Source organism: Saccharothrix sp. NPDC042600, assembly GCF_040647305.1.
GTDB lineage: Bacteria > Actinomycetota > Actinomycetes > Mycobacteriales > Pseudonocardiaceae > Actinosynnema > Actinosynnema mutabilis.
Genome location: NZ_JBEZBW010000024.1, coordinates 57,398 through 80,974 on the forward strand (window position 1 = coordinate 57,398; position 23,577 = coordinate 80,974).

Sequence of the window (23,577 nt, forward strand, 5' to 3'; positions counted from 1 at the left end):
CTAATTCCGCCGCCACGACCGCGGAGGAGGAACCGCATGGCACGACTCGGGACCGTCCTGGCCCTCGCGGCCACGCTCTTGCTGCCCGGCGCTCTCGTGGCACCCCAGGCTTCGGCGCTGCCCGCCGGCTCACCGGCCGAGGTGAACGGTCAGCTCAAGGTGTGCGGCGTGAAGCTGTGCAACAAGCACGGGAAGCCGATCCAGTTGCGGGGCATGAGCACGCACGGCATCCAGTGGTACTCGCAGTGCGTCAAGACGCAGTCGCTGGACGCGCTCGCGAACGACTGGAAGGCCGACGTGCTGCGCATCTCCATGTACATCCAGGAGGGCGGGTACGAGACGAACCCGCGCAAGTTCACCGACATGGTGCACGGCTACATCGAGGAGGCCACCAAGCGCGGCATGTACGCGCTGGTGGACTGGCACCAACTCACGCCCGGCGACCCGAACCACAACACGTCGCGCGCGAAGACGTTCTTCAAGGAGATCGCCGCCCGGCACAAGGACAAGACCAACATCATCTACGACATCGCCAACGAGCCCAACGGCGTGTCGTGGTCGCGCGTGAAGTCCTATGCGGAACAGGTCATCCCGGTGATCCGCGCGGAGGACCCGGACAGCCTGGTGCTGGTGGGGACGCACGGCTGGTCCACGTTCGGGTTGTCGGACGGCAAGAACCCGCAGGAGGTCGTGAACAACAAGGTCAACGCGTCGAACGTGATGTACACGTTCCACTTCTACGCGGCCTCGCACGGCTCGGAGTACTTGAACACGTTGTCGCGGGTGGCCGACCAGGTGCCGGTGTTCGTGACGGAGTTCGGCACGCAGGAGGCGTCGGGCGACGGCGGCAACAACTTCACCCAGGCGCAGAAGTACCTGGACCTTCTCTCCGCTAAAAAGATTAGTTGGGTGAACTGGAACTTCTCCGACGACTCGCGCTCCGGCGCGGTGTTCAAGCCCGGTACCTGCTCGGGCACGTCGTTCACCGGCACGAGCAAGCTGAAGCCCGCCGGGGTGTGGGTCCGCGACCGCATCCGCACGGCGGACAACTTCCCGACCAGCTAAGACGCGCGTGACCGGCGGCCGGCCGGGGCCGCCGGTTACGGTGTCCGGCGTGCCGGAACTCGCTCTTGGTCTTGCCGCCCTCGGTCGTCCCGCCTACATCAACCTCGGCCGCGAGCACGCGCTCCCCGCCGAGCGCGACGTCGACGCCATGCGCGCCGCCTGCCACGCGGTGCTCGACGCGGCGTACGCGGCGGGGGTGCGGCGTGTCGACGCGGCTCGTTCGTACGGCCGGGCCGAGGAGTTCCTGGCCCAGTGGCTCGCCGACCGGCGGCACCGGGACATCCGCGTGTCCAGCAAGTGGGGTTACGAGTACGTCGCCGACTGGCGCCGGGACGTCGAGACGCACGAGGTGAAGGAGCACTCGATCGAGCGGTTCACCCGCCAGTGGGCCGAGACCGAGGCCCTGCTCGGCCAGCACGTCGGCCTCTACAAGGTGCACTCGCTGACCGAGGACAGCCCGTTGTTCGGCAACCCGGAGCTGCTGGCCGCGCTGGGCCGGCTGCGCGACTCCGGCGTCCGGCTGGGGTTCTCCACCTCCGGCGTCGGCCAGCCGGGCACCATCCGCCGCGCGCTGGAGCTGGAGGTCGAGGGGCGGCGGTTGTTCGAGGCCGTGCAGTCCACCTGGAACCTGCTGGAGCGCTCGGCCGGACCGGCGCTGGCGTGGGCGCACGAGAACGGCGCCGAAGTGCACATCAAGGAGGGCATGGCCAACGGCCGGCTCGCCGTGGACCCGCCGGCCGCCGTGCGCGAACTGGCCGCCAAGCACGACGTGGGGCCGGACGCGATCGCCCTGGCCGCCGTGCGCGCCCAACCGTGGGTGGACGTGGTGCTGTCCGGCGCGGCGAGCGTCGACCAGTTGCACTCGAACCTGCGGGCGCTGGAGATCGACCTGGACCCGGAGGAGCTGTCCGACCTCGCCGAACCCGCCGACGAGTACTGGGCTACGCGGGCGTCGCTGGCCTGGGAGTGAGCCGCACCGCGCCGGAGTCGAGGTCGATCGGGCCGCGCGGCGGCGCGCCGTCCTCCTCGTCGGCGCGCTTCATCAGCTCGGTCTGCCGCTCGTCCAGCTCGATGCGCTTGCTGCCGTGCATGATCTGGGTGAACTCGTCGAACGCCGCCCGCGACACGACCGGGTGCCCCTTCTTGCGGCGCACCGACCGCCACACGCGCTCACCGGTCGCCAACGCCACCAGCAGCACGGCGAGGCCGGGGATCGACATCGCGAAGATCATGCCCAGCACGAGAACCACCCCAGGATCAGCGCCCGACCGTCCGGCACCACCGGCCAGTCGGGGTCGTCGGCCTTCGCCCGCACGTCGGCGACGTCCATCCACCCGCCCCACGCCACTTCCTCGGGCTGGAGGGTGAACGGGCCGTCGCTGCGCACCTCGTAAACGTGCGCGATGTAGCGAATGGTTCCGTCCACGAACGGCGTCTTGAAAAGGAACTCCGGGCGCTCGTGGACACCCAGCTCCTCGGCCAACTCCCGCACGGCGCACTCGTCGGGCGTCTCGCCCGCCGCGACCACCCCGCCGCACGTCGGGTCGTACAGGCCCGGGTAGACGTCCTTGGTGTCGGTGCGGCGGTGCACGAACAGCCGTTCACCGTCCAGCGACCGCACGACGATCGCCGCGCAGGCGTGCCACAGCCCTTCCGCGCGCATCCGTTCACGCGTGGCCGTCCCCACGGGCCGGCCGTTCTCGTCCACCACAAGCACGTGTTCCACCCCAAGATCCTCCCCAGGTCGTACCGGAAGGTGCTACCCCGGACCGACGCCCGCCGACGCGCGCCGTTCCTACCTTCAGCGTCACTACTTCGACGTTCGAGGGGGAGTTGTGCCCACATCCCTGCGGCTCGCTGTCGCCGAGTTCCGCGCTCGGCCGGGGCGCGCCGTGCTGCCCGGTATCGCGTTGGTCGTCGGCGTCGCCTGCCTGCTGGCGTCCCTGATGCTCAGCGACGCCATGAACCGCGCCGTCAACGACGGTTCGCCGGTCGTGCCGCCCGACGTGGACCTGGTGGTCCGCACGGTGCCCTACGAGCGCACGGTGCTCGACCAGTCGGTGGCGGACAAGGTGGCGGCGGTGCCGGGGGTGCGGCAGGTCCTGCCGACCCGCCTGCTGGAGACGGACCTGCTGCTCCAGGACGGTCGGGCCAGCGAGCGGCGGACCCGCGCGGACGTCGAGGTGGACCGCGACGGGCTGCGCCGGGTGCCGATCCTGGACGGCCGTGCGCCCGCCCGCGACGGGGAGATCGCGATCGACCGCGTCACCGCCTACCAGCGCGGGCTGCAACCGGGCGCGTCGGTGAAGATGGCCGACGCCGCCGGCAAGCCCATCGACGTGGTGGTCCGGGGCATCACCAAGCGCGGCGCGACCGGTGACGAACCCCGGATCGTGGTCGGCGAGGGCCTCGCGGCGCGGCTCGGCGGCACCCCGGACATCCTGTCGCTGCACGTCGTCGGGGGTGACGCGGCGGCGATCGCGCGGGCGTTGGGCGAGGGGTACCGGGTGGACCCGGCGGCGTCCGTGCGGGCCGAACCGCTCACCGAGGAGCTGGCCGTGGTGTTCCTGCCGTTCAGCATCCTGGCGCTGGCGACCTCGGTGTTCGTGGCGTCGGCGACGTTCCGCGCGGTCTACGCGCAGCGGCAGCGGCACACCGCCCTGCTGCGCTGCCTGGGCGCCCACCGGGGACCCCTGGTGTGGGCGAACCTGCTGGAAGCGCTGCTGACCGGGGCCGTGGCGGGCGCTCTGGGCGCGGTGCTGGGCGGCACGGTGGCGTGGCTGCTGGCGCGGCTGTTCGACGCCACGGGGTTGTCCGCGCTGCTGGGCGCGGTGGAGTTGAGCCCGCCGCTGCTGCCGACGGTGGGGCAACTGGTGCTGGGCGTGTCGGTGGCGGCCGTGCTCAGCGCGTTCGCCGCGGTCCGGCCGTCGCTGGCCGCCGCGCGGATCTCGCCGCTGGCCGCGTTGCGCACGTCCGAGGGGCAGACGCCGGACCGGGCCGTGGTGCGCCGCCGCCGGGTGTTCGGCGTGGTCCTGGTCGGGGCGGCGGCCGTGATGGCCGTGCTCGGCGTGCTGGCCAAGGGGTCGATGGCGGCGATCTTCCTGATCCTGTTCTCCGGCATCGCCGCGGTCGCGGGGCTGTTCGGCGTGCTGGGGCCGGTCGTGGTGCCCGGTCTGGGGCGGATCTTCGGGTCGGTGGCGAGCCGGTTCGGCGGCGCGCAGTGGAAGCTCGCGGCGGCGGAGGTGCGGCGGGTGCCGCAGCGCTCGGCGTCGGTGGCGATGCCGTTGCTGCTGGCCGCCGCGATGGTCACCTACTTCGCCGTCACGGTCGGCTCCGCGCAGCGCCTGGAGGACGAGTTCAGCAACGAGCCCCGGCCGGACGCGGTCGTCATGGACTCCGGCGGACGGGCCCTGGACGCGCGCGCCGCGGCGGCGGTGAACCGGCCCGAGGTGGCGGGCAGCGTCGTCCTGCACACCGCCCGGGGCAGCCAGGCCGACGAGGAAGGCGAGACGTTCCCGACCACGGTCGCGGGGGCCGACCCGGAGCGGGTGCGGGCGTTCCTGGGCGGTCCGGCCGCCGACTTCCGGCCCGGGACGGTGCTGCTGGAGGAGTTCACCGCGCGCGAACTCGGCGCGGCGGTCGGGCAGCCGGTCACCCTCGACGGCCTGCCCGGCGGCGCGCGCACGGCCACGGTCGCGGGCACCGTGCCCGGCACCCTCATCGACCACGTGGACGCGATCATCGCCGACACCACCCTCGCGCCCGCCTCGCGCGTCCTGGTGAAGCTGCGCCCCGGCGCCGACCCCGCCGCGTTCCAGAGCGCCGTGCGGGCCGGTCTCAAGGACGCCCCGACCGTTCTCGTGAACACCAAGGCCGAAGCGAACGCACAGAATCAGCGCTACCTGGATCTGGGGATCCTGATGCTCATGGTGCTGCTGGGACTGTCCGTGGCGGTCGCCGTGACCGGCATCGGCACCGCTCTGACGATCTCCGTGCAGGAGCGGCGCAAGGAGATGGCGCTGCGGCGGGCGCTGGGCGTGACCCGGGGCGGCCTCCAGGGCGGCGTGCTGGCCGAGGCGGTGCTGTTGGCGCTGGTCGGAGTGCTCGGCGGGGGCGTCTTCGGACTGGTGTACGCGGAGCTGACGTTGCTGGCGTTCGGGGTGTTCGCCTGGCCGACCGCCTCGCTGGTCCCGCTGCTGGTCGGCGGTGTGGGCGTGGTCGTGCTGGCCGTGCTCGCGGCCTTCGGCCCGGCCCGCGGGGCGTCCCGGATCCGGCCGGCGGCCGGTCTGGCCGCAGGGTGAAACGCGACGCCGGCACGCACGCAATGTCGGTGGCACGTCGTAGGCTGCGGGGTATGCGGCGGATCATGGGAACCGAAGTCGAGTACGGCATCGCGGTGCCGGGTGACGCGACCGCCAACCCGGTCCTGACCTCGACACAGGTGGTGCTGGCCTACGCGGCCGCCGCCGACGTGCCGCGGGCGCGCCGGGCGCGCTGGGACTACGAGGTGGAGTCGCCGCTGCGCGACGCGCGCGGTTTCGACCTCGGCGCGCCCGGCGGCCACCCCGGCGACAGCGACGTGGAGGACCTCGGGGCCGCCAACGTCATCCTCACCAACGGCGCCCGGCTCTACGTCGACCACGCCCACCCCGAGTACTCCGCGCCCGAGGTCACCAACGCGCGCGACGCGGTGATCTGGGACAAGGCGGGGGAGCGGGTGATGGAGGAGGCCGCCATGCGCGCCGCCACCGTCCCCGGCCAGCCCCGCCTGCAGCTCTACAAGAACAACGTCGACGGCAAGGGCGCCAGCTACGGCACCCACGAGAACTACCTGATGCAGCGCAGCACCCCGTTCACCGCCGTGATCGCGGGTCTCACGCCGTTCTTCGTGTCCCGCCAGGTCGTGGTGGGCTCCGGGCGGGTCGGCATCGGCCCGTCCGGCGAGGAGGCGGGCTTCCAGCTGTCCCAGCGCTCGGACTACATCGAGGTCGAGGTCGGCCTGGAGACCACGCTCAAGCGCGGCATCATCAACACCCGCGACGAGCCGCACGCCGACGCCGACAAGTACCGGCGGCTGCACGTCATCATCGGCGACGCGAACCTGGCCGAGTACTCCACCTACCTCAAGGTCGGCACGACCTCGCTGGTGCTGGACATGATCGAGGCCGGCCGCCGGTTCGACGACCTGCGGCTGCACGACCCGGTGCGGGCGGTGCACCAGATCAGCCACGACCCGACGCTCAGGACACGGGTGGAGCTGGCCGGCGGGCGCAAGTTCACCGGATTGGACCTGCAGTACGCCTACTTCGAGCGCGCCTCGGAGTTCATCGAGAAGGAGGGCACCGGCGACCGCGAGGTGCTGCGCGTGTGGGGCGAGGTGCTCGACGCGCTGGCCCGCGACCCGCAGGAATGCGCCGACCGGCTCGACTGGCCCGCCAAGCTGCGCCTGCTGGAGGGCTACCGGGCGCGCGACGGTCTGGCCTGGGGCTCGCCCCGGCTGCACCTGGTCGACCTGCAGTACTCCGACGTGCGGCTGGACAAGGGCCTCTACAACCGGCTGGTCGCCCGCGGCTCGATGAAACGCCTGGTCAGCGAGGAGGAGGTGCGTGCCGCGGTGCTCGCGCCGCCGGAGGACACCCGCGCCTACTTCCGCGGCCGGTGCCTGGAGCGCTACCCCACCTCGGTGGCGGCGGCGTCCTGGGACTCCGTGATCTTCGACCTCGGGCGCGAGTCACTCGTCCGGATCCCCACCCTGGAACCCCTGCGCGGCACGAAGGCGCACGTCGGGGCGCTGTTGGAGGCGTCGGACACCGCCGAGCAGCTCGTGGAGGCGCTCACCCGCGGTTGATCGACAAACCCGAGTGGCAGGCTTCAAATGTCGGACCTGGTGGGTAATGTTGACCGCAAGGACCGGAGAAACGGGGAGGTCGACATGGCCCAGGAACAGGTCCAGAAGCAGGGCGGCGGCGACGGTGACGACGGCGCCGACGGCGCTGCCGCCGCCGGCCAGGAGCGTCGCGAGAAGCTCGGCGAGGACGTGGACGCCATCCTCGACGAGATCGACGACGTCCTGGAGGAGAACGCCGAGGACTTCGTCCGCGCTTACGTGCAAAAGGGCGGCGAGTAGCAGCCACCTGCGGATCTAGGAGAAAAACGCACCTATGGACCACAGCTCGACCGGGCACTACCCGGCCGCGTCGCTGCCCCCGGCCTACCTCCGGCCGGGGTCGTCGTCGTTCACCGACTTCCTGCGCGCCCAAGCCCCCGAACTGCTGCCGTCCGCGCGGCACTACCCGGAGGGCTCGGTCGTGCAGGCGCCGCACGGCACCACGATCGTGGCGCTGACGTTCAAGGGCGGCGTGGTGATCGCGGGCGACCGGCGCGCCACGATGGGCAACATGATCGCCCAGCGCGACATGAAGAAGGTCTTCGTCACCGACGACTACTCGGCGGTGGGCATCGCGGGCACGGCGGGCATCGCGGTCGAGATCGTCCGGCTCTTCGCGGTCGAGCTGCGGCACTACGAGAAGATCGAGGGCGTCTCGCTGTCGCTGGACGGCAAGGCCAACCGGCTCTCGGCGATGATCAAGGGCAACCTCGACGCGGCGCTGGCGGGCCTGGCGGTCGTGCCGCTGTTCGCGGGCTTCGACACCGACGCGCCCGACCCCGAGCGCGCCGGCCGGATCGTGTCCTACGACGTGACCGGCGGCCGGTACGAGGAGACGCAGGGCTACGCGGCCGTCGGGTCGGGCTCGGTGTTCGCCAAGTCGTCGTTGAAGAAGCTCTACAACCCGGACGCGGAGGCCGAGGCGGCCGTGCGCACCGCGGTCGAGTCGCTCTACGACGCGGCCGACGACGACTCCGGCACCGGCGGGCCGGACGTGATCCGGAAGATCTACCCGGTGGTCGTGACGATCACGGGCGCCGAGGGCGCGGTGCAACTGTCCGACGCGGAGACCGCCGCGCACGCCGAGGCGGTCGTCGAGGGCCGCCGCTCCAGCCCCACCGGCTGAGCACCCCGTCCCATCCGCCGAGCTTGTAGGAGCCGCAGCAGTGACCCTGCCGTTGTACGCCTCACCCGAGCAGATCCTCCGGGACCGCTCGGAGTACGCCCGGAAAGGCATCGCCCGTGGCCGCAGCGTGGTCGTGCTGCGCTACGCCGACGGCGTCCTGTTCGTGGCGGAGAACCCGTCCTCGACCCTCCACAAGGTCTCCGAGATCTACGACCGGATCGGCTTCGCGGCCGTGGGCCGGTACAGCGAGTTCGAGAACCTGCGCCAGGCGGGCATCCGGTTCGCCGACATCCGGGGCTACCAGAACGACCCGCGCGACGTGACGGGCCGGTCGCTGGCCAACGTGTACGCGCAGACCCTGGGCTCGGTGTTCAGCGAGCAGATCAAGCCGCTGGAGGTGGAGATCTGCGTGGCCGAGGTCGGCACGGAGCCGGACGAGGACACCCTGTACCGCCTGACCTACGACGGTTCGATCGTGGAGGAGCCGCAGTACGTCGTGATGGGCGGCCAGGCCGAGGCGACCGGCAACGCCCTGAAGAACGCCTACGCGGAGAACCTGCCGCTGGCCGAGGCCGTGCAGGTCGCGGTGAAGGCCCTGAGCACGGGCAGCACCAGCACCGGCAACGGCAAGCCCGACCTGCTCGACCAGCCGAAACTGGAGGTGGCGGTCCTGGAACGCAACCGCCCCCGCCGAGCCTTCCGCCGCATCAAGGGCGCCGCCCTGACCCCGCTCCTCCCGTCGGAGGCGGCCCCGGCCGCGCCCGCCAAGGGCGGGGGCAAGAAGAAGCCGGTGACCGACGTGCAGCTGCCGCCGAACGACGACGAGAAGTAGCGCGCGGTTCGAGCGAGACCCGGTGAAGGCCCCCGATCTCCGGGGGCCTTCACCTCTCCCGGACGAATCACCCGAAGGAGTGATGGTTCTGTAACACCGTTTCGACCACCTCGCGCGTCGCAGTGACAAAGGAGCGCGGCGCGGCTGCCCCCATCGAGCCACGCGCCGACGAAGACCCCGGGCCCAGGACGACGTCCGGTTCGAACCGACGCTCCCGCCGAAGCCGCCGCACCACCCGCCGGCCACGCCGAGCCGCCGAACCCAAGCCGACGCCAAGCCGCCGGGCGCGCGCCGAGTCGCCGGGCCCGCGCCGGGCCGCCGAACCCACGCCGAGCCGGGGGGCGCTTGTCCCGCATCCCGGCCCGCGCCCGCACGCACGGACGGGAGGTCCGGCGCCGCAGCCGGACCTCCCGTATGCGGGTCGTAGGTCAGGCGGTCGCCTGGGCCAGCAGTTCGCCGGTGCGTTCCCGCACCGACGGCGTGTCCAGGCCCCGGACCACGACCGTGGTCCGGCGGCGGAGGACGTCGTCGACCTCCGTGGCCCACTCGTAGCGGCTCGCGTGGGCCACCTGGGCCCAGATGTCCGGGCCGTCCGGGTGGACGCGGTCCAGGAGGGTCGGGTCCTCCAGGGCCAGGGCCAGGACCTCGTGGCTGACGGTCCCGTAGTGCGTGGCCAGGTGCCTGACCACGTCGTCGGGCAGGGTCGGGAGTTCGCGTTCCAGGACCGCGCCCACGCGGTCGGGGAGGGCCGCGCCCGGCAGGGCCGACGGGACGCCGTCGAAGGCGTGGCTCAGGTCGCGGCCCAGGGCCTCGCCCACGCGGGCCAGGACGGAGCCGCCGATGCGGCGGAACGTCGTCCACTTGCCGCCGGCGACGCTGATCATGCCGCCGCGGCCGGCCGTGATCACCGTTTCGCGCTTGGCGTGGCTGGTGTCGCCCGCCCCGCCCGGGAGCACCCGCAGACCGGCGAACGTGTACGCCAGCTTCGAGCGGTCCAGGGCCTCGGACCGGATGCCGGTGGACGCCTCGCCCAGGATCTGGGCGATGTCCTGCTCCGAGCACGCCACGTCGGCCGGGTCGCCCTCGTACGCCTCGTCCGTGGTCCCCAGCAGGAGCTGACCCTCCCACGGGATCGCGAACGACACCCGCACGTCGTCCACCGGGATGGTCATCGCCGCACGCCACGGCGTGTCGGTCTTCAGCACCAGGTGCGCGCCCTTGGACAGGCGGATGCTCGGCGCGGCCGTCGGGTCCTCCATGCGGCGCAGCTTGTCCAGCCACGGGCCGGTCGCGTTGACGACCACCGTCGCGTCCACGCCGAAGGACGAGCCGTCGAGACGATCGCGGAGTTCCACGCCGGAGACGAGGGAGCCGCGCTTGCGCAGGCCGACCACCTCGACGTGGTTCAGGAGCACCGCGCCGGCCTCGGCCGCGGCGCGCGCGGCGGTGATGGCCACGCGGCTGTCGTTCATCTGGTGGTCGTAGTACAGGGCCGCGCCGCGCAACCCCTCGGTCCGGATCTGCGGGACGTACTCCTGCGCCCGCCGCGCCGACAGCACCTTGCCCATGCCGTCGCCGAACCCGGACAACGCCGAGTACAGCACCACGCCCGCGCCCAGGACGGGCCGCGAGTGCGGCCCGCCCCGGTACACCGGCACCAGGAACGGCAGCGGCCGGACCAGGTGCGGCGCGAGCCGGTCACCCAGCGCTCGCCGTTCGGCGTGGTTCTCACGCACCATCGGCACCGCGCTCGGCCCCATGGCCAGGTAGCGCAACCCGCCGTGCACGAGCTTGGACGACGCGCTGGAGGTGGCGCCGGCGAAGTCACCGGCCTCGACCAGCGCGACCCGCAGACCCGACCGGGCCGCCGCCCACGTCGTGGCGATGCCCAGGGCACCACCACCGATCACGACCAGGTCGAAGGCGCCGTGTCCCAGCGCCTCGCGTGCCCTGGCCCGTTGCTCACTCATCGTTGTCGTCCTCGTCAATCCAGCCGACGGTCCGCTCGACCGCCTTCTTCCACTTGCGGTATCCCTTGTCCCTGGTCTTGGCGTCCATGGACGGCAGCCACTCGGCGGCCTTGTGCCAGTTCTCCCGCAGCGACTCGGTGTCCGACCAGTAGCCGACCGCCAGACCGGCCGCGTACGCGGCGCCCAGGCAGGTGGTCTCGGCGATGATCGGGCGCACCACGGGCACGTCCAGGACGTCGGCCAGGAAACCCATGAGCAGGTTGTTGGCGGTCATGCCGCCGTCGACCTTCAGCGTCGTCAGCTCCACGCCGGAGTCGGCGTTCATCGCGTCCACGACCTCGCGGGTCTGCCACGCGGTGGCCTCCAGCACGGCGCGCGCGATGTGGCCCTTGTCGATGTAGCCGGTCAGGCCGGCGATGACGCCGCGCGCGTCGGAGCGCCAGTGCGGCGCGAACAGGCCGGAGAAGGCGGGCACGAAGTACGCGCCGCCGTTGTCCTCGACCGACCGGGCCAGCGTCTCGATCTCGGGGGCGGAGGAGATCAGGCCCATCTTGTCGCGGAACCACTGCACCAGCGCGCCGGTCACCGCGATCGCGCCCTCCAGCGCGTAGGACGCGGGCTGGTCGCCGATCTTGTAGCCGACCGTGGTGAGCAGGCCGTTCTGCGACAGGATCGGCTTGTCACCGGTGTTGACGAGCAGGAAGCTGCCGGTGCCGTAGGTGCACTTGCCCTCGCCGGGCGAGTAGCAGGTCTGGCCGAACAGCGCCGCCTGCTGGTCGCCCAGCGCGGAGGCCACCGGGACGCCCTCCAGGGTGCCGGTCGCGTGGCCGTAGACCTCGGCGGAGGAGCGGATCTCGGGCAGCATCGCGCGCGGCACGCCGATCGCGTCGACCAGTTCGTCGTCCCAGTCGAGCGTTTCGAGGTTCATCAGCATGGTGCGGCTGGCGTTGGTCACGTCGGTGACGTGCCGGCCGGTGAGCTTCCAGATCAGCCAGGTGTCGATGGTGCCGAACAGCACCTCGCCCTTCTCGGCGCGCTCGCGCAGGCCGTCGACGTGGTCGAGCAGCCAGCGGACCTTGGGGCCGGAGAAGTAGGTGGCCAGCGGCAGGCCGCACTTGTCGCGGAACCGGTTCTGCTCACCGAGTTCCTTGACCAGCTGGTCGGTGCGGGTGTCCTGCCAGACGATCGCGTTGTGCACCGGGACGCCGGTCGCCTTGTCCCACACGACGGTGGTCTCGCGCTGGTTGGTGATGCCGACCGCGGCGAGGTCGTGGACGGTCAGCGACGCCTTCTGGAGCGCGCCGTGCACCACGTCCAGCACGTTGGCCCAGATCTCCTCGGCGTCGTGCTCGACCCAGCCGGGCTTGGGGAAGATCTGCCGGTGCTCCTTCTGCGCCACGGAGACGATGCCGCCGCCGTGGTCGAAGACGATGCAGCGGGAGGACGTGGTGCCCTGGTCGATTGCGGCCACGAAAGATTTGGCGGAGTAAGTGCTCACGGGGTTGCTCCTCAGAAGACGGCGATGTCGACCAGACCGGCAAATGCTCCACCGATCAGCGGACCAACGACGGGGATCCAGGCGTATCCCCAGTCCGATCCACCCTTTCCGGGGATCGGCAGGACGGCGTGCGCGATGCGGGGACCGAGGTCGCGCGCGGGGTTGATGGCGTACCCGGTGGGGCCGCCGAGGGACATGCCGATGCCGACCACGAGCAGCGCGACGATCAGCACGCCGGTGCCCGAGGTGGACAGGCCCTTGGTCTGGCCGGTGGCCAGGATGACGAAGACCAGCACGAACGTCGCGATGATCTCGGTGAGCAGGTTCTGCACCGTGTTGCGGATCTCGGGACCGGTGGAGAAGATCCCGAGCACCTCGCCCTCGTTGGCGCGGAACTGGCCGAGGTAGGCCAGGTAGCACAGGACGGCGCCGACGAACGCGCCGAGGAACTGGGCGACCAGGTAGAGCGGCACGGTGGCCCAGTCACCCGAGTGGATCGCGAGCCCCAGCGTGACCGCCGGGTTGAGGTGCGCGCCGGACAGGGGCGCGGTCGCGTAGGCCGCCGCCAGCACGGCGAAGCCCCAGCCGAACGTGATCACCACCCAGCCGGCTCCGGTGGACTTCGACTTCGCCAACACCACACCCGCCACCACGCCGTTGCCCAGGAGCAACAGCAGGGCGGTGCCCAGGAACTCCCCGATGAAGATCGACTGGTTGGTCATCCGCGCGCCCTCTCTGGCCTGAATGCCGTTCGACAATGTCGTACGGTGCGCGTGAATCCTGTGCCGACGCTCACAAGATGTCAACCCTCCGGAAACGACCGATTTACCAGGGGATGGCACCGAGCTCGCGCGAGATGGACCGCGCGGCCTCACGGACGTAGGAGACGAGCTCGGTGCGCGGCTGCCGGTCGGCGTCGCACAGCCGCTCGATCGGGCCGGAGATCCCCACCGCGCCGACCGTCACCGCCCGCCGGTCGCGGATGGGCGCCGCGAGCGACACCTCGCCCTCGACCAACTCCTCCACGTCACACGCCCAGCCACGCTGCCTGACCTGCTCCAACGCGTCGCTGAGCCGGTCGAGGTCGGTGATCGTGGCGTTGGTGAACGCCTTCAGCGGCTCGTCGTCCACATGGCCCACGGGGTCGTTGGCGAGCAGCACCTTGCCCATCGCGCACGCGTGCGCGGGCAGCAGGGCGCCGACTTCGAGGACCTGCCGGGAGTTGTCCGGGCGGAAGACGTGGTGCACGACCAGCACCTGGCCCTCGTGCAGCGTGCCGATGCGGACGCTCTCCATGCTGCGGGCGGCCAGCGAGTCCGACCAGTTCAGCGCGCGGGTGCGCAGCTCGTTGCCGTCGAGGTAACTGGAGCCGATGTGGAACAGCGCCGCGCCGAGCTGGTACTTGCCCGTGTCGGGGCTCTGCTCGACGAACCCGACCAGCTGCAACGTGCGCAGGATGCCGTGCACGGTGGGTTTGGGCAGCTCAAGGGCCCGGGCGAGTTCGCCGACCCCCATCCGACGCGCGCCACTGGCGAGCAGCCGCAGCACCGCGGCTGCCCGTTCGATGGACTGGATCGGACCGGGCACGAGATCACTGTAGCGCCAAGCCGTTCGACCATGTCGAATTGGCGCGCGTCACAGGTCGAGCGCCCAGGTCTCCTCGACCACGTCCGCGCCCCACTTGCGGACCGGCTTCTCCGCGACCGGCGTGAAGCCCGCGCGCTGGTAGATGCCCCGCGCCACCGCCACGTCCGACACCGTCTCCAGCACGATCCGCCGGTACCCGGCGCGGCGGGCGAAGCGGACGCACTCCTCGACCAGGCGCTTGCCGATGCCCAGGCCCCGGGCCTGCGGTTCGACCAGCAGCAGGCGCAGTTGGGCGGTGTCCTCGGCCGCCCGCACGCAGAAGATCGACCCGGCCGGCTCGCCGTCCACCTCGGCGATCCACGCCGCCTCCCGGTGCGGGTCGTGGTGCTCGACGTAGTCCGCGACGACCCGCGCGACCAGCGCCTCGAACGTCCAGTCGTAGCCGTGCTCCTCCGCGTAGCGGACCCCGTGCCGGTGCACGACCCAGCCCAGGTCGCCGGGCCGCAACGGGCGCAGCAGGTACGCCCGGTCGGCACCGGTGAGCAGGCGCTGGACGCGTCGCATCGCCCCGACCAGGGCCGCGTGGTCGGCGGGCGGGACGCGGTCGAGGAGCGCGCCGATCTCGGCGTTCGAGCGGGCGTCGAGGTCGGTCAGCACGTCCCGGCCGGTGTCGGTCAGGCCGACGACCTGGCGGCGGGCGTCGTCGGGGGAGGGTGACCGGGAGATCAGGCCCTCGCGGTCGAACCGGGCCAGGATGCGGCTGAGGTAGCCCGCGTCCAGGCCCAGCCCGGTGCGCAGCGCGGCCGTCTCGGCGGTGCCGGCGGACAGCTCGAACAGCACCCGCACCTCGGTCAGCGAGTACGGCGAGTCGAGGTAGGCGTTGTCGAGGATGCCGATCACGCCGGTGTAGAAGCGGTTGAACGCCCGGACGTCCGCGACCGTCATCGTTGACTCCCTCAACAGAACCGTTGACTGAGTCAAACGATAGCGGTCACGACCGGTAGATGGCCAGCGCCGCCGGACGCGCGCGGAACTGGAACGTCGAACCGGTGGGCCCGACCTCGCCGTCCGTGGCGATCGCGACCGAACCGTCCAGCACCCGCACGTCCAGCCAACGCGTCTCCAGGTGCTTGTAGGTGCGACTCTGGTTCAGCGACCCCAGCAGCGCCCCGAGGAAGAACCGCGCCCGCGAGAACCGGGTGTCCGCGCGGATGTACCGCACGTCCATCAACCCCCGGTCCAACGCCGGGCGCATGGTCGGCGCGAACCCCTTGGGCCGGTACGGGCCGTTGCCGACGAACAGCATCCACACCAGGTGCCGCTCGCCGTTGAGCTCCACGCGCAGCGGCCGGGACGTGCGCAGCACCTTGAACAGCGCGATCGCCGCCGCCGGCCACTTGCCCCAGCGGTCCTGCAGCTTGTCGCGCAGCCGCACCATGTCCGGGTAGCCGCCCAGCGACGCCGTGTTGACGAACCAGCGCGGACCCTCGCCGTCCACCGTCACCGCCGCCAGGTCGACCAGCACGCCGTCCCCGGCGGCCACGGCCCGCGCCGCGTCCTCCAGGCCGGTCGCGCCCACGTCGCGGGCGAAGTGGTTCAGCGTCCCGGCCGGGATCAGCACCAGCGGCAACCGGTTCGCCGCCGCCACGGCCGCCACCGCCGCGACCGTCCCGTCCCCGCCCGCGACACCCAGGGCGCGCGGGCCGTGGTCGGCCACCACCGTGTCCAGCTCGTCCACCTCCACCACGCGGGCCTTGGGCCAGGTCCGCGCGATGTCCTCCGACGGGTCGCCGCCGAAGCCCGACGCCGGGTTGACCACCACGACCAGGCCCTCGCCGTCGATGAGCTGCTCCAGGGCGTGGTGCTCGCGCGCCGAGGCCGCCTCGGTCTGCCCGATCGGCCACCAACGCCTGGTCAGCAGGGCCGCGCCGGTCCCGATCAGGGCGCCCGCCGCCACGTCGGACGGCCAGTGCACCCCGGTGTGCACCCGCGAGTACGCCACCGCCGCCGCGACCGGCGCGACCACCGCGCCCAGCGCGGGCGACTCCATCGCGACCGCCGTGGTGAACGCCGCCGCCGACGCCGCGTGCCCGGACGGGAACGACGACGACGTGGGCCGCTTGGTCAGCCGGCGGTGCACCGGCAGCAGCTCGGCGGCCGGCCTGCGGCGGGGGAACAGGCGCTTGGCGACCAGGCTCGCGCTGAAGCTCGCCCCCGCGATCGAGGCCACCCCGCGCAGGCCCGACCGCCGCGGCCGGCCCTTGCGCAGCGCGAGCACGCCGGCCACGCAAAGCCACAGGACGCTGTGGTTGGCGGCCTTCGAGAGTTTTTTCATCCCCCGATCGAGGGGGGACGCGGGCAGCCGCCCGCTGTGCCTCATCAGGGCCTCGTCCAGGCGGTTCACTCGTCGGAGCACACGAGAACGTTATCCGCGCAAACCGCGCGCCGCCCGATTGGATCACTGAGGAAACGGCTGAATGCGCCTACTGTTGAGGGATGCAGCGGCGGATCTTCGGCATTGAGACTGAGTTCGGGGTGACCTGCACCTTCCACGGGCAGCGCAGGCTGTCCCCGGATGAGGTCGCGCGGTATCTGTTCCGCCGGGTCGTCTCGTGGGGCCGTTCCTCGAACGTGTTCCTGCGCAACGGCTCTCGGCTCTACCTGGACGTGGGGTCGCACCCCGAGTACGCGACAGCGGAGTGCGACGACCTCGCCCAACTGGTGACGCACGACAAGGCCGGCGAACGAATCCTCGAAGACCTGCTCGTCGACGCCGAGCGCAGGCTCGCCGACGAGGGCATCGGGGGCGACATCTTCCTGTTCAAGAACAACACCGACTCGGCCGGCAACTCGTACGGCTGCCACGAGAACTACCTGGTCGCCCGGGCCGGGGAGTTCTCGCGGATCGCCGACGTGCTGCTGCCGTTCCTGGTGACCAGGCAGCTCATCTGCGGCGCGGGCAAGGTGCTCCAGACCCCGCGCGGCGCCGTGTACTGCCTGTCCCAGCGCGCCGAGCACATCTGGGAGGGGGTGTCCAGTGCCACGACCCGGTCCCGACCGATCATCAACACCCGCGACGAGCCGCACGCCGACGCCGAGCGGTACCGCCGCCTGCACGTGATCGTCGGCGACTCGAACATGTCCGAGGTGACCACGCTGCTCAAGGTGGGCAGCGCGAACCTGGTCCTGGAGATGATCGAGCAGGGCGTCCAGTTCCGCGACTTCAGCCTGGACAACCCGATCCGGGCCATCCGCGAGATCAGCCACGACCTGACCGGGCGGCGCACGGTGCGCCTGGCGGGCGGCAAGGAGGCCTCGGCGCTGGACATCCAGCGCGAGTACTACGAGCGGGCCGTCGAGCACGTGGCCAAGCGGGCGCCGGACCCGATGGCCGAGCGCGTGCTGGAGCTGTGGGGCCGCACGCTGGACGCGGTCGAGGCGGAGGACCTGTCCAAGATCGACCGCGAGATCGACTGGGCCATCAAGTACCGCTTGATGGAGCGCTACCAGGCCAAGCACGACATGGACCTGTCCAACCCGCGCATCGCCCAGCTCGACCTCGCCTACCACGACATCCGGCGCGGCCGGGGCATCTTCGACCTGCTCCAGCGCAAGGGGCAGGTGGACCGGGTGACCGACGACGGCGAGATCGAGGCCGCCAAGGACACCCCGCCGCAGACCACGCGGGCCAAGCTGCGCGGTGACTTCATCGCCGCCGCGCAGGCCGCGGGCCGCGACTTCACCGTCGACTGGGTGCACCTCAAGCTCAACGACCAGGCGCAGCGGACCGTGCTGTGCAAGGACCCGTTCCGCGCGGTGGACGAGCGGGTGGAGCGGCTGATCTCCTCCCTCTAGCCCTAGCGGACCCGGAAGGCTCTTCGTGAGGCTCACACCTCATGAAGAGCCTTCTGCTTGTCGCCGCCGTGGCGGCGTCGCTGCTGGTGGCCACCCCGGCCGGCGCGTCCTCCTCGGGGTGGGAGCCGCGCCCGACCGGGGTGGACGCCCGGTTGCGCGGCCTGTCGGCGGTGTCGCCCCGGGTGGCGTGGGTCAGTGGCAGCGCGGGGACCGTGCTGCGGACGGTCGACGGCGGTGCCACCTGGGCGTCGGTCGGGCCTCCGGGGACCGCTGACCTGCAGTTCCGGGACATCCAGGCGTTCGACGCGCGGCACGCGGTCGTGCTGTCGATCGGGCCGGGGGAGTCGTCGCGGATCTACCGGACGGTCGATGGCGGAGCTTCCTGGACCGAGACGTTCCGCAACACCGACCCGGCGGCGTTCTACGACTGCGTGGCGTTCTTCGACCGGTGGCGCGGGCTGGCGATGAGCGACCCGGTGGACGGGGAGTTCCGGGTGCAGCGGACGTTCGACGGCGGTCGGACGTGGTCGCAGGTGCCCGCGTCGAACTTCCCGCCGGCCCTGGCCGGGGAGGCCGGGTTCGCCGCGAGCGGGCAGTGCGTGGCGACCTCGGGCGGCCGGGACGCGTGGATCGCGACCGGCGGCGGGGCGTCGGCGCGGGTGCTGCACTCGTCGGACGGCGGGTGGCGGTGGACGGTGGCCGACACGCCGCTGCTCAGCTCGCCGTCGGCGGGGGTGTTCGCGGTGGCGTTCCGGGACCCGCGGCACGGGCTGGCCATCGGTGGGGACTACGCGAACCCGACGGGCGCGGTGGCGAACCTGGCTCGTTCGCGGGATGGCGGGCGGACGTGGTCGAGCGTGAGCGGGCCGGTCGGGTACCGGTCGGGGCTGGCGTGGCACGGGTCGTCGGTGATCGCGGTGGGGCCGGCCGGGAGCGATGTGAGCCGGGATGGTGGGCGGACCTGGCGGAAGTTCGACGACGGCAGCTTCGACACCGTGGACTGCGCGGGCATGTGCTGGGCGGCCGGTGAGAAGGGCCGGGTAGGGGTGCTGACCAGGGGATGATCCGGTGACCGTGGCGGCTGTCCTCGTGCCGGCCCATTGACAAAAATCTGCTGAACGTTCAAAGTTGTTTTTGCGATGAGAGACGTCCTGTACCTGGAAGAGATCGAGCAGGCCGAGGCGCTGCTCAAGCCGCAGCGGGTCGAGGTGCTGCGGCTGTTGGCCGAGCCGAAGTCGTGCACCGAGGTGGCCGCCGTGCTCGACCAGACGCCCCAGCGGGTCCACTACCACGTCAAACGGCTGGTCGAGGCCGGCCTGGTGACGCAGGTGTCGGAGCGGAAGGTCCGGGGCGTCCACGAAGGGCTCTACCAGGCCGCCGCCCGCGCCTACTGGCTGTCGCCGGCGCTGGTCGGGCGGCTCGGGCTGCGGCGCGCCCGGGACGAGCTCAGCCTGGGGTACCTGGTCGACCTCGCCGAGCAGGTGCAGGCCGACGTCGCCGCGCTCGACCGGTCGCGGCCGGAGCTGCCGTCGCTGGGCGTGTCCGGGGAGATCCGGGTGCGGCCCGAGCGGCGGGGGGAGTTCTTCGCCGAGCTGAGGACGACCCTGCAAGACCTGTTCAGCCGCTACGGCGGCGCGGAGGGCGACGCCTTCCGGCTGGCCGTGGCCTGCTACCCGACCCCACCCGAGGAGACCGAAGATGAGTGAGACCGTCACCCTGCGCGCCCGCGTCGACGCCCCGGTCGAGCGCGTGCACCGGGCCCTGACCTCCGCCGACGAACTGCGCGTGTGGCTGGCCGAGCACGCCGAGGTGGACCTGCCCCACCGGTACGCGTTCTGGGGGCGGTTCACGCCCGAGGGCGACGCGCCGCGCCAGACCCTGGAGCACGTGGACGACAAGTCCCTGCGCTTCACCTGGCACGTCGGCGGCCAGGACACCACCGTGGAGTTCACCCTGGCCGCCGACGAGGCCGGGACCGTCGTCACGGTGTCCCAGAGCCACTTCCCCGGCTGGGCCGAGGCCGTTCAGGAGACCGGCGTGCTGGGCTGGCTCTACACCTACTGGGCGCTGAACCTCGCCAACCTCGCCGAGCACCTCGAAGGCCGCGACCTGACCCCCAAGGCCGACTTCACCACCACCGACATGCGCGCCGCGGTCGGGATCGCCGCCTCGAAGGAGGCCGTCTACCGGGCGTTGGTGGACGCGGAGGAGTACTCCAAGTGGTTCGGCGCGAAGATCGACATCGAGGCCTGGGTCGGCGGCCGGGTCGCGATGGGCGGCCTGGAGAACAACCCGCAGCCGGGCAAGGTGCTCGACCTGGCCGAGAACGAGCGCATGACCGTCGACTGGGGCGACGACGTCGTCAGCACGTGGGAGCTGGCCGAGTCCGGCGGCAGGACCACCTTGACGTTCGTGCAGAGCGGGTTCGTGGACGGGCGCACCCCGTACGGGGCGTGGCTGGGCTGGCTGTCCGGCGTGGCCGAGCTGCGCCGCTACCTGGAACTGCCCGACTGGCGGCCGATCTGGCTGCAGCCCGAGGTGCCCGGCCTGCCCGAGGGGATGCTCACCGGCGAGTGAGCGGGGTGCTCACGGGCGGGTGAGGCGGATCAGCTTGCGCTCGACGGCGGTCGTCACGGCCGCCGTCCTGGTCTCCACGCCGAGCTTGTCGAAGATCCGCACCAGGTGGGTCTTCACCGTCGCCTCGCTGATGAACAGGGCCTTGGCGATCTCCCGGTTGGACAGGCCGCGCGCCAGGTGGTCCAGGATCTCCACCTCCCGCTTGCTCAACGCCGGCGCCGGGTCGCGCACCGTGCGCATCAGGCGGCGGGCGATGTCGGGCGACAGCACGGTCTCGCCCCGCGCGGCCCGGCGGACGGCGTCGGCGAGCTGGTCGGGCGGGGCGTCCTTGAGCAGGTAGCCGGTGGCGCCCGCCTCGACCGCGCGGACCACGTCGGCGTCGGAGTCGTACGTGGTCAGCACGACCACCTCGGGCGGGTCGGGCAGCGCGCGGATGCGCTTGGTGGCCTCGACGCCGTCGATGCCCGCCCCGAGCTGGAGGTCCATCAGCACCACGTCCGGCTCCAGCTCGGCGGCGTGGCGGACCGCGTCCTCGCCGGTCGCGGCCTGCGCCACCACCTCGAAGTCGCGTTCCAGCAGCCCGGCCAGCCCGAACCGGACCACCGGGTGGTCGTCCACCACCAGCACCCGCAACGTCATCGCGACCCCGTCGTGCCCGTCGTCCTCGTCGGTACCGTGACCGCCAGCGCCGTGCCCTCGCCCGGCGCGCTCTCCACCGACAGCGTGCCGCCCAGCTCGGCGATCCGCCCGCGGATGGAGGTCAGACCGTAGCCCCGGCCCTCGCGCGGGGTCGTCGCCGCCGGGTCGAAGCCCCGGCCGTCGTCGCGGACGTCCAGCGCCACGGCGTCGTCCAGGTAGGACAGGGTCACCACGACGGTGGCGGCGTCCGCGTGCTCCCGGACGTTGGCCAGCGCGCCCTGCGCCACCCGCAGCAGCGCCACCTCGGTCTGCACGGTCAACGGGTACGGCTCGCCGTGCACCTCGACCCGGTCGCACAGCCCGCGCAGCGCGTCCTCCAGCGACCGGCCCTGCAACGGCGACAGGTCCCGCACGAACCGCCGCGCCTCGGCCAGGTTCTCCCGCGCCACGTCCGCCGCGCGCCGCGTGTCGCCCAGCTCCAGCAGCAGGTTGATGCTGGACAGGCCCTGGGCCAGGGTGTCGTGGATCTCCCGCGCCAGCCGCTGCCGCTCCTGCAGCACCCCGGCCTCGTGGATGAGCCGGCGGCGGTCGAAGAACACCGCGGCCGTGATCACCGCGACCCCCACCGGCCCCAGGATCAGGCTCGGGTCCACCACGTCGGCCAACCTGACCTGCGCCAACACCACCGCCACGGTCAGCACGCCCGCGATCGGCACCGCCAGGCGGGGCCGCAGCTGGCGCAGGCACTGGAAGAACAGCGGGATCGCGCACCACCCGAAGCTCGGCGCGAGCCACACCAGCACCAGCCACGTCGCCAGCACCACGGCCAGCCACCGCGTCCACCGCACCCCGGCGGGGTAGGCCGCGCCCAGCGCCACGGCCACGCCCAGCACGACGGGATCGACGCCGTGGTACGCGACGTACCGCGCCGCCGACGCCGCCAACAGCACGTAGAACCCCGCGTGCATCGCCCGGTGCAGCCACACGCCGCCGACGGTAGGCCGGCGCGCCGCGTCGCGGGTCAACCGATGGGTTGAACCGCGGTTCAACCGGAACCACCAGGTCACCGGTCCGCCCGGCGGGGAGGGTTGGGGACGACTTCGAGCGAGGGAGAACCGATGCGGAAGACGACGGTGGCCGTGCTGGTGGCGCTGAGCATCGCCGGCGCGGGCGGCTACGCGATCGCCGAGCAGGGCGGGCAGGAGCAGCGGCAGGCGGGCAAGGGCGGCGTGGACGTGGTGCGGACCACCAAGGCCGTGACGATCGACGCGGCCGTGCAGGCGGCGCGGGCGGCCCTGGACGCGGCCGAGGCCGAGGGCCAGCGGGTGACGGTCGCGGTCGTGGACCGGGGCGGCGACCTGGTGGTGCTGCTGCACGGCGACGGCGCGGGCCCGCAGACCGAGGAGTCGGCCAAGCGCAAGGCGTTCACGTCGGCGTCCTTCGGCGCGCCGACCTCCGAGCTGGCCGGCCGGGTGACCGGCGCGGGCGCGACCCTGCGCGACATGCCGGGGACGCTGTTCCTGGCCGGCGGCGTGCCGGTGCGGGCCGAGGGCGCGGTCATCGCGGGCATCGGCGTGGGCGGCGCGCCCAGCGGCGACCTGGACGAGAAGTTCGCCAAGGCGGGCCTGGCGGCGATCGGGCTGTGAGGGGTTGATCGACCGGCGCGCGGGGTAGGGGACCGGATGTGTTCCCGGACTTCACGCTGACGACGATCGACACGGGCGGGGCGGAGCTGCGGGTGCGACACGGCGGCTCCGGCCCGCCCGTCCTGCTGCTGCACGGCCACCCGCGCACCCACACGACGTGGCGGCACGTCGCGCCGCTGCTGGCCGAGCACCACACCGTGGTGTGCCCGGACCTGCGCGGGTACGGCCGCTCCTCCAAGCCGCCCACCACGCCCGACCACGAGCCGTACTCCAAGCGGGCGATGGCGGCGGACATGGCCGTGCTGATGCGCGAGCTGGGGCACGAGCGGTTCGCCGTGGTCGGGCACGACCGCGGCGGGTACGTCGCCACCCGGCTCGCCCTGGACCACCCCGACCGGGTCACCCACCTGGCCGCGCTGGACGTCGTCCCCATCGGCTCCGCCCTGGCCCGCTGCGGAGCCGAGTTCGCCCGCAGTTGGTGGCACTGGTTCTTCCTCGCCCAGCCCGAGGTGCCCGAACGGGTGATCAACGCCGACCCGGACGCCTGGTACCGGACCCGCGGGAAGGACCTCGACGAGGACACCCTGGCCGCGATGCACGACCCGGCGACCGTCCACTGCATGGTCGAGGACTACCGGGCCGGCCTGGGCATCGACCGCGCGCACGACGACGCCGACCTGGCCGCGGGCGTCAAGATCGAGTGCCCCGTGCTGGTGCTGTGGGCCGAGGGCGACGACCTGCCCGAGCTGTACGGCGACGTGCTGGAGGTGTGGCGCGACTGGACGCCCGAGCCGCGCGGGCGGGGGTTGCGGTCCGGGCACCACCTGGCCGAGGACGTCCCGGAGGAGCTCGCGGCGGAGCTGCGGGCGTTCTTCACAAGCGGCTGAATGGACCA

General features: G+C 72.3%; 23 protein-coding genes. 13 read left to right on the top strand and 10 right to left on the bottom strand.

Going from position 1 to position 23,577, the window contains the following annotated elements; genetic code table 11:
- Positions 1 to 36: 36 nt before the first annotated feature.
- Both AB0A74_RS17635 and AB0A74_RS17640 read left to right on the top strand, forming a co-directional pair.
- Entirely contained in the window at positions 37 to 1,065 is a 1,029-nt protein-coding gene (locus tag AB0A74_RS17635) for a glycoside hydrolase family 5 protein (RefSeq protein WP_358250565.1), read from the top strand.
- Positions 1,066 to 1,114: 49 nt separating this feature from the next.
- Positions 1,115 to 2,035, top strand: coding sequence for an aldo/keto reductase (locus tag AB0A74_RS17640; protein WP_358250567.1), 921 nt, complete (start codon positions 1,115 to 1,117; stop codon positions 2,033 to 2,035).
- Here AB0A74_RS17640 and AB0A74_RS17645 read toward each other — a convergent pair.
- Positions 2,007 to 2,297: a DUF6191 domain-containing protein gene (locus AB0A74_RS17645; RefSeq protein WP_358250625.1), complete on the bottom strand. Its 291-nt coding sequence runs from the start codon at positions 2,295 to 2,297 to the stop codon at positions 2,007 to 2,009. The genes AB0A74_RS17640 and AB0A74_RS17645 overlap by 29 nt on opposite strands.
- A complete protein-coding gene (locus AB0A74_RS17650) occupies positions 2,294 to 2,791 on the bottom strand; it encodes an NUDIX domain-containing protein (RefSeq protein ID WP_358250569.1) in 498 nt (165 codons plus the stop codon). Before AB0A74_RS17650 ends, AB0A74_RS17645 begins: the two co-directional genes overlap by 4 nt.
- Positions 2,792 to 2,900: 109 nt before the next feature.
- On the opposite strand from AB0A74_RS17650, the gene AB0A74_RS17655 reads away from it, so the two are divergent.
- The 5 genes from AB0A74_RS17655 (at position 2,901) to prcA (ending at position 8,910) form a co-directional block, all read left to right on the top strand.
- Entirely contained in the window at positions 2,901 to 5,366 is a 2,466-nt protein-coding gene (locus AB0A74_RS17655; protein ID WP_358250571.1) for an FtsX-like permease family protein, read from the top strand.
- Positions 5,367 to 5,419: 53 nt separating this feature from the next.
- Positions 5,420 to 6,913, top strand: a complete 1,494-nt coding sequence (gene dop, locus AB0A74_RS17660; protein WP_358250573.1) for a depupylase/deamidase Dop — start codon at positions 5,420 to 5,422, stop codon at positions 6,911 to 6,913.
- A gap of 84 nt (positions 6,914 to 6,997) precedes the next feature.
- Positions 6,998 to 7,192, top strand: a complete 195-nt coding sequence (locus AB0A74_RS17665) for a ubiquitin-like protein Pup (RefSeq protein ID WP_121219177.1) — start codon at positions 6,998 to 7,000, stop codon at positions 7,190 to 7,192.
- A 34-nt stretch (positions 7,193 to 7,226) separates the two neighbouring features.
- A complete protein-coding gene (gene prcB, locus AB0A74_RS17670) occupies positions 7,227 to 8,078 on the top strand; it encodes a proteasome subunit beta (protein WP_358250575.1) in 852 nt (283 codons plus the stop codon).
- A gap of 40 nt (positions 8,079 to 8,118) precedes the next feature.
- The gene (prcA, locus tag AB0A74_RS17675) at positions 8,119 to 8,910 is read left to right on the top strand and encodes a proteasome subunit alpha (protein ID WP_358250577.1); all 792 of its coding nucleotides are present in this window, start codon (positions 8,119 to 8,121) and stop codon (positions 8,908 to 8,910) included.
- Positions 8,911 to 9,338: 428 nt separating this feature from the next.
- Here the strand turns inward: prcA and AB0A74_RS17680 are convergent, their stop codons facing one another.
- The 6 genes from AB0A74_RS17680 to AB0A74_RS17705 all read right to left on the bottom strand — a co-directional run bounded on the left by AB0A74_RS17680 (position 9,339) and on the right by AB0A74_RS17705 (position 16,345).
- On the bottom strand, positions 9,339 to 10,880 hold the full coding sequence (locus tag AB0A74_RS17680) for a glycerol-3-phosphate dehydrogenase/oxidase (RefSeq protein ID WP_358250579.1): 1,542 nt from the start codon (positions 10,878 to 10,880) through the stop codon (positions 9,339 to 9,341).
- Positions 10,873 to 12,351 carry a glycerol kinase GlpK gene (glpK, locus tag AB0A74_RS17685; protein ID WP_358250581.1) on the bottom strand — a complete coding sequence of 493 codons (1,479 nt, stop codon included), beginning with the start codon at positions 12,349 to 12,351 and terminating at the stop codon, positions 10,873 to 10,875. Before glpK ends, AB0A74_RS17680 begins: the two co-directional genes overlap by 8 nt.
- 38 nt (positions 12,352 to 12,389) lie before the next feature.
- Positions 12,390 to 13,100 carry an MIP/aquaporin family protein gene (locus AB0A74_RS17690; RefSeq protein ID WP_358250583.1) on the bottom strand — a complete coding sequence of 237 codons (711 nt, stop codon included), beginning with the start codon at positions 13,098 to 13,100 and terminating at the stop codon, positions 12,390 to 12,392.
- Positions 13,101 to 13,203: 103 nt separating this feature from the next.
- Positions 13,204 to 13,965, bottom strand: coding sequence for an IclR family transcriptional regulator (locus AB0A74_RS17695; RefSeq protein WP_358250585.1), 762 nt, complete (start codon positions 13,963 to 13,965; stop codon positions 13,204 to 13,206).
- A gap of 48 nt (positions 13,966 to 14,013) precedes the next feature.
- The gene (locus AB0A74_RS17700) at positions 14,014 to 14,910 is read right to left on the bottom strand and encodes a helix-turn-helix domain-containing GNAT family N-acetyltransferase (protein WP_358250587.1); all 897 of its coding nucleotides are present in this window, start codon (positions 14,908 to 14,910) and stop codon (positions 14,014 to 14,016) included.
- 46 nt (positions 14,911 to 14,956) lie between these two features.
- Positions 14,957 to 16,345: a phosphatase PAP2 family protein gene (locus AB0A74_RS17705; protein WP_358250627.1), complete on the bottom strand. Its 1,389-nt coding sequence runs from the start codon at positions 16,343 to 16,345 to the stop codon at positions 14,957 to 14,959.
- A gap of 116 nt (positions 16,346 to 16,461) precedes the next feature.
- Here AB0A74_RS17705 and pafA point away from each other — a divergent pair, with 116 nt between their 5' ends.
- The 4 genes from pafA (at position 16,462) to AB0A74_RS17725 (ending at position 20,397) form a co-directional block, all read left to right on the top strand.
- The gene (gene pafA / locus AB0A74_RS17710) at positions 16,462 to 17,820 is read left to right on the top strand and encodes a Pup--protein ligase (RefSeq protein ID WP_121219152.1); all 1,359 of its coding nucleotides are present in this window, start codon (positions 16,462 to 16,464) and stop codon (positions 17,818 to 17,820) included.
- A 41-nt stretch (positions 17,821 to 17,861) separates the two neighbouring features.
- A complete protein-coding gene (locus AB0A74_RS17715) occupies positions 17,862 to 18,884 on the top strand; it encodes an oxidoreductase (RefSeq protein WP_358250589.1) in 1,023 nt (340 codons plus the stop codon).
- 75 nt (positions 18,885 to 18,959) lie between these two features.
- A complete protein-coding gene (locus AB0A74_RS17720) occupies positions 18,960 to 19,526 on the top strand; it encodes a helix-turn-helix domain-containing protein (RefSeq protein WP_358250591.1) in 567 nt (188 codons plus the stop codon).
- Positions 19,519 to 20,397, top strand: coding sequence for an SRPBCC domain-containing protein (locus AB0A74_RS17725; RefSeq protein ID WP_358250593.1), 879 nt, complete (start codon positions 19,519 to 19,521; stop codon positions 20,395 to 20,397). Before AB0A74_RS17720 ends, AB0A74_RS17725 begins: the two co-directional genes overlap by 8 nt.
- A gap of 9 nt (positions 20,398 to 20,406) precedes the next feature.
- Here the strand turns inward: AB0A74_RS17725 and AB0A74_RS17730 are convergent, their stop codons facing one another.
- Both AB0A74_RS17730 and AB0A74_RS17735 read right to left on the bottom strand, forming a co-directional pair.
- A complete protein-coding gene (locus AB0A74_RS17730) occupies positions 20,407 to 21,036 on the bottom strand; it encodes a response regulator transcription factor (RefSeq protein ID WP_358250595.1) in 630 nt (209 codons plus the stop codon).
- Complete coding sequence (locus AB0A74_RS17735) at positions 21,033 to 22,022, bottom strand: sensor histidine kinase (RefSeq protein ID WP_358250597.1); 990 nt, start codon at positions 22,020 to 22,022, stop codon at positions 21,033 to 21,035. Before AB0A74_RS17735 ends, AB0A74_RS17730 begins: the two co-directional genes overlap by 4 nt.
- 132 nt (positions 22,023 to 22,154) lie before the next feature.
- Here AB0A74_RS17735 and AB0A74_RS17740 point away from each other — a divergent pair, with 132 nt between their 5' ends.
- Together AB0A74_RS17740 and AB0A74_RS17745 are read left to right on the top strand one after the other, a co-directional pair.
- Complete coding sequence (locus tag AB0A74_RS17740) at positions 22,155 to 22,682, top strand: heme-binding protein (RefSeq protein WP_358250599.1); 528 nt, start codon at positions 22,155 to 22,157, stop codon at positions 22,680 to 22,682.
- Between the two features lie 38 nt (positions 22,683 to 22,720).
- Positions 22,721 to 23,569, top strand: coding sequence for an alpha/beta hydrolase (locus tag AB0A74_RS17745; protein ID WP_358250601.1), 849 nt, complete (start codon positions 22,721 to 22,723; stop codon positions 23,567 to 23,569).
- Positions 23,570 to 23,577: the final 8 nt, after the last annotated feature.

Excerpts from the sequence above, each read along its gene's own strand:
- AB0A74_RS17635 (WP_358250565.1), top strand. The coding sequence starts at position 37 with ATGGCACGACTCGGGACCGTCCTGGCCCTCGCGGCCACGCTCTTGCTG.
- AB0A74_RS17645 (WP_358250625.1), bottom strand. The coding sequence starts at position 2,297 with ATGATCTTCGCGATGTCGATCCCCGGCCTCGCCGTGCTGCTGGTGGCG.
- dop (WP_358250573.1), top strand. The coding sequence starts at position 5,420 with ATGCGGCGGATCATGGGAACCGAAGTCGAGTACGGCATCGCGGTGCCG.
- AB0A74_RS17665 (WP_121219177.1), top strand. The coding sequence starts at position 6,998 with ATGGCCCAGGAACAGGTCCAGAAGCAGGGCGGCGGCGACGGTGACGAC.
- prcB (WP_358250575.1), top strand. The coding sequence starts at position 7,227 with ATGGACCACAGCTCGACCGGGCACTACCCGGCCGCGTCGCTGCCCCCG.
- AB0A74_RS17680 (WP_358250579.1), bottom strand. The coding sequence starts at position 10,880 with ATGAGTGAGCAACGGGCCAGGGCACGCGAGGCGCTGGGACACGGCGCC.
- AB0A74_RS17690 (WP_358250583.1), bottom strand. The coding sequence starts at position 13,100 with ATGACCAACCAGTCGATCTTCATCGGGGAGTTCCTGGGCACCGCCCTG.
- AB0A74_RS17700 (WP_358250587.1), bottom strand. The coding sequence starts at position 14,910 with ATGACGGTCGCGGACGTCCGGGCGTTCAACCGCTTCTACACCGGCGTG.
- AB0A74_RS17705 (WP_358250627.1), bottom strand. The coding sequence starts at position 16,345 with ATGAGGCACAGCGGGCGGCTGCCCGCGTCCCCCCTCGATCGGGGGATG.
- pafA (WP_121219152.1), top strand. The coding sequence starts at position 16,462 with ATGCAGCGGCGGATCTTCGGCATTGAGACTGAGTTCGGGGTGACCTGC.
- AB0A74_RS17715 (WP_358250589.1), top strand. The coding sequence starts at position 17,862 with ATGAAGAGCCTTCTGCTTGTCGCCGCCGTGGCGGCGTCGCTGCTGGTG.
- AB0A74_RS17720 (WP_358250591.1), top strand. The coding sequence starts at position 18,960 with ATGAGAGACGTCCTGTACCTGGAAGAGATCGAGCAGGCCGAGGCGCTG.
- AB0A74_RS17725 (WP_358250593.1), top strand. The coding sequence starts at position 19,519 with ATGAGTGAGACCGTCACCCTGCGCGCCCGCGTCGACGCCCCGGTCGAG.
- AB0A74_RS17730 (WP_358250595.1), bottom strand. The coding sequence starts at position 21,036 with ATGACGTTGCGGGTGCTGGTGGTGGACGACCACCCGGTGGTCCGGTTC.
- AB0A74_RS17740 (WP_358250599.1), top strand. The coding sequence starts at position 22,155 with ATGCGGAAGACGACGGTGGCCGTGCTGGTGGCGCTGAGCATCGCCGGC.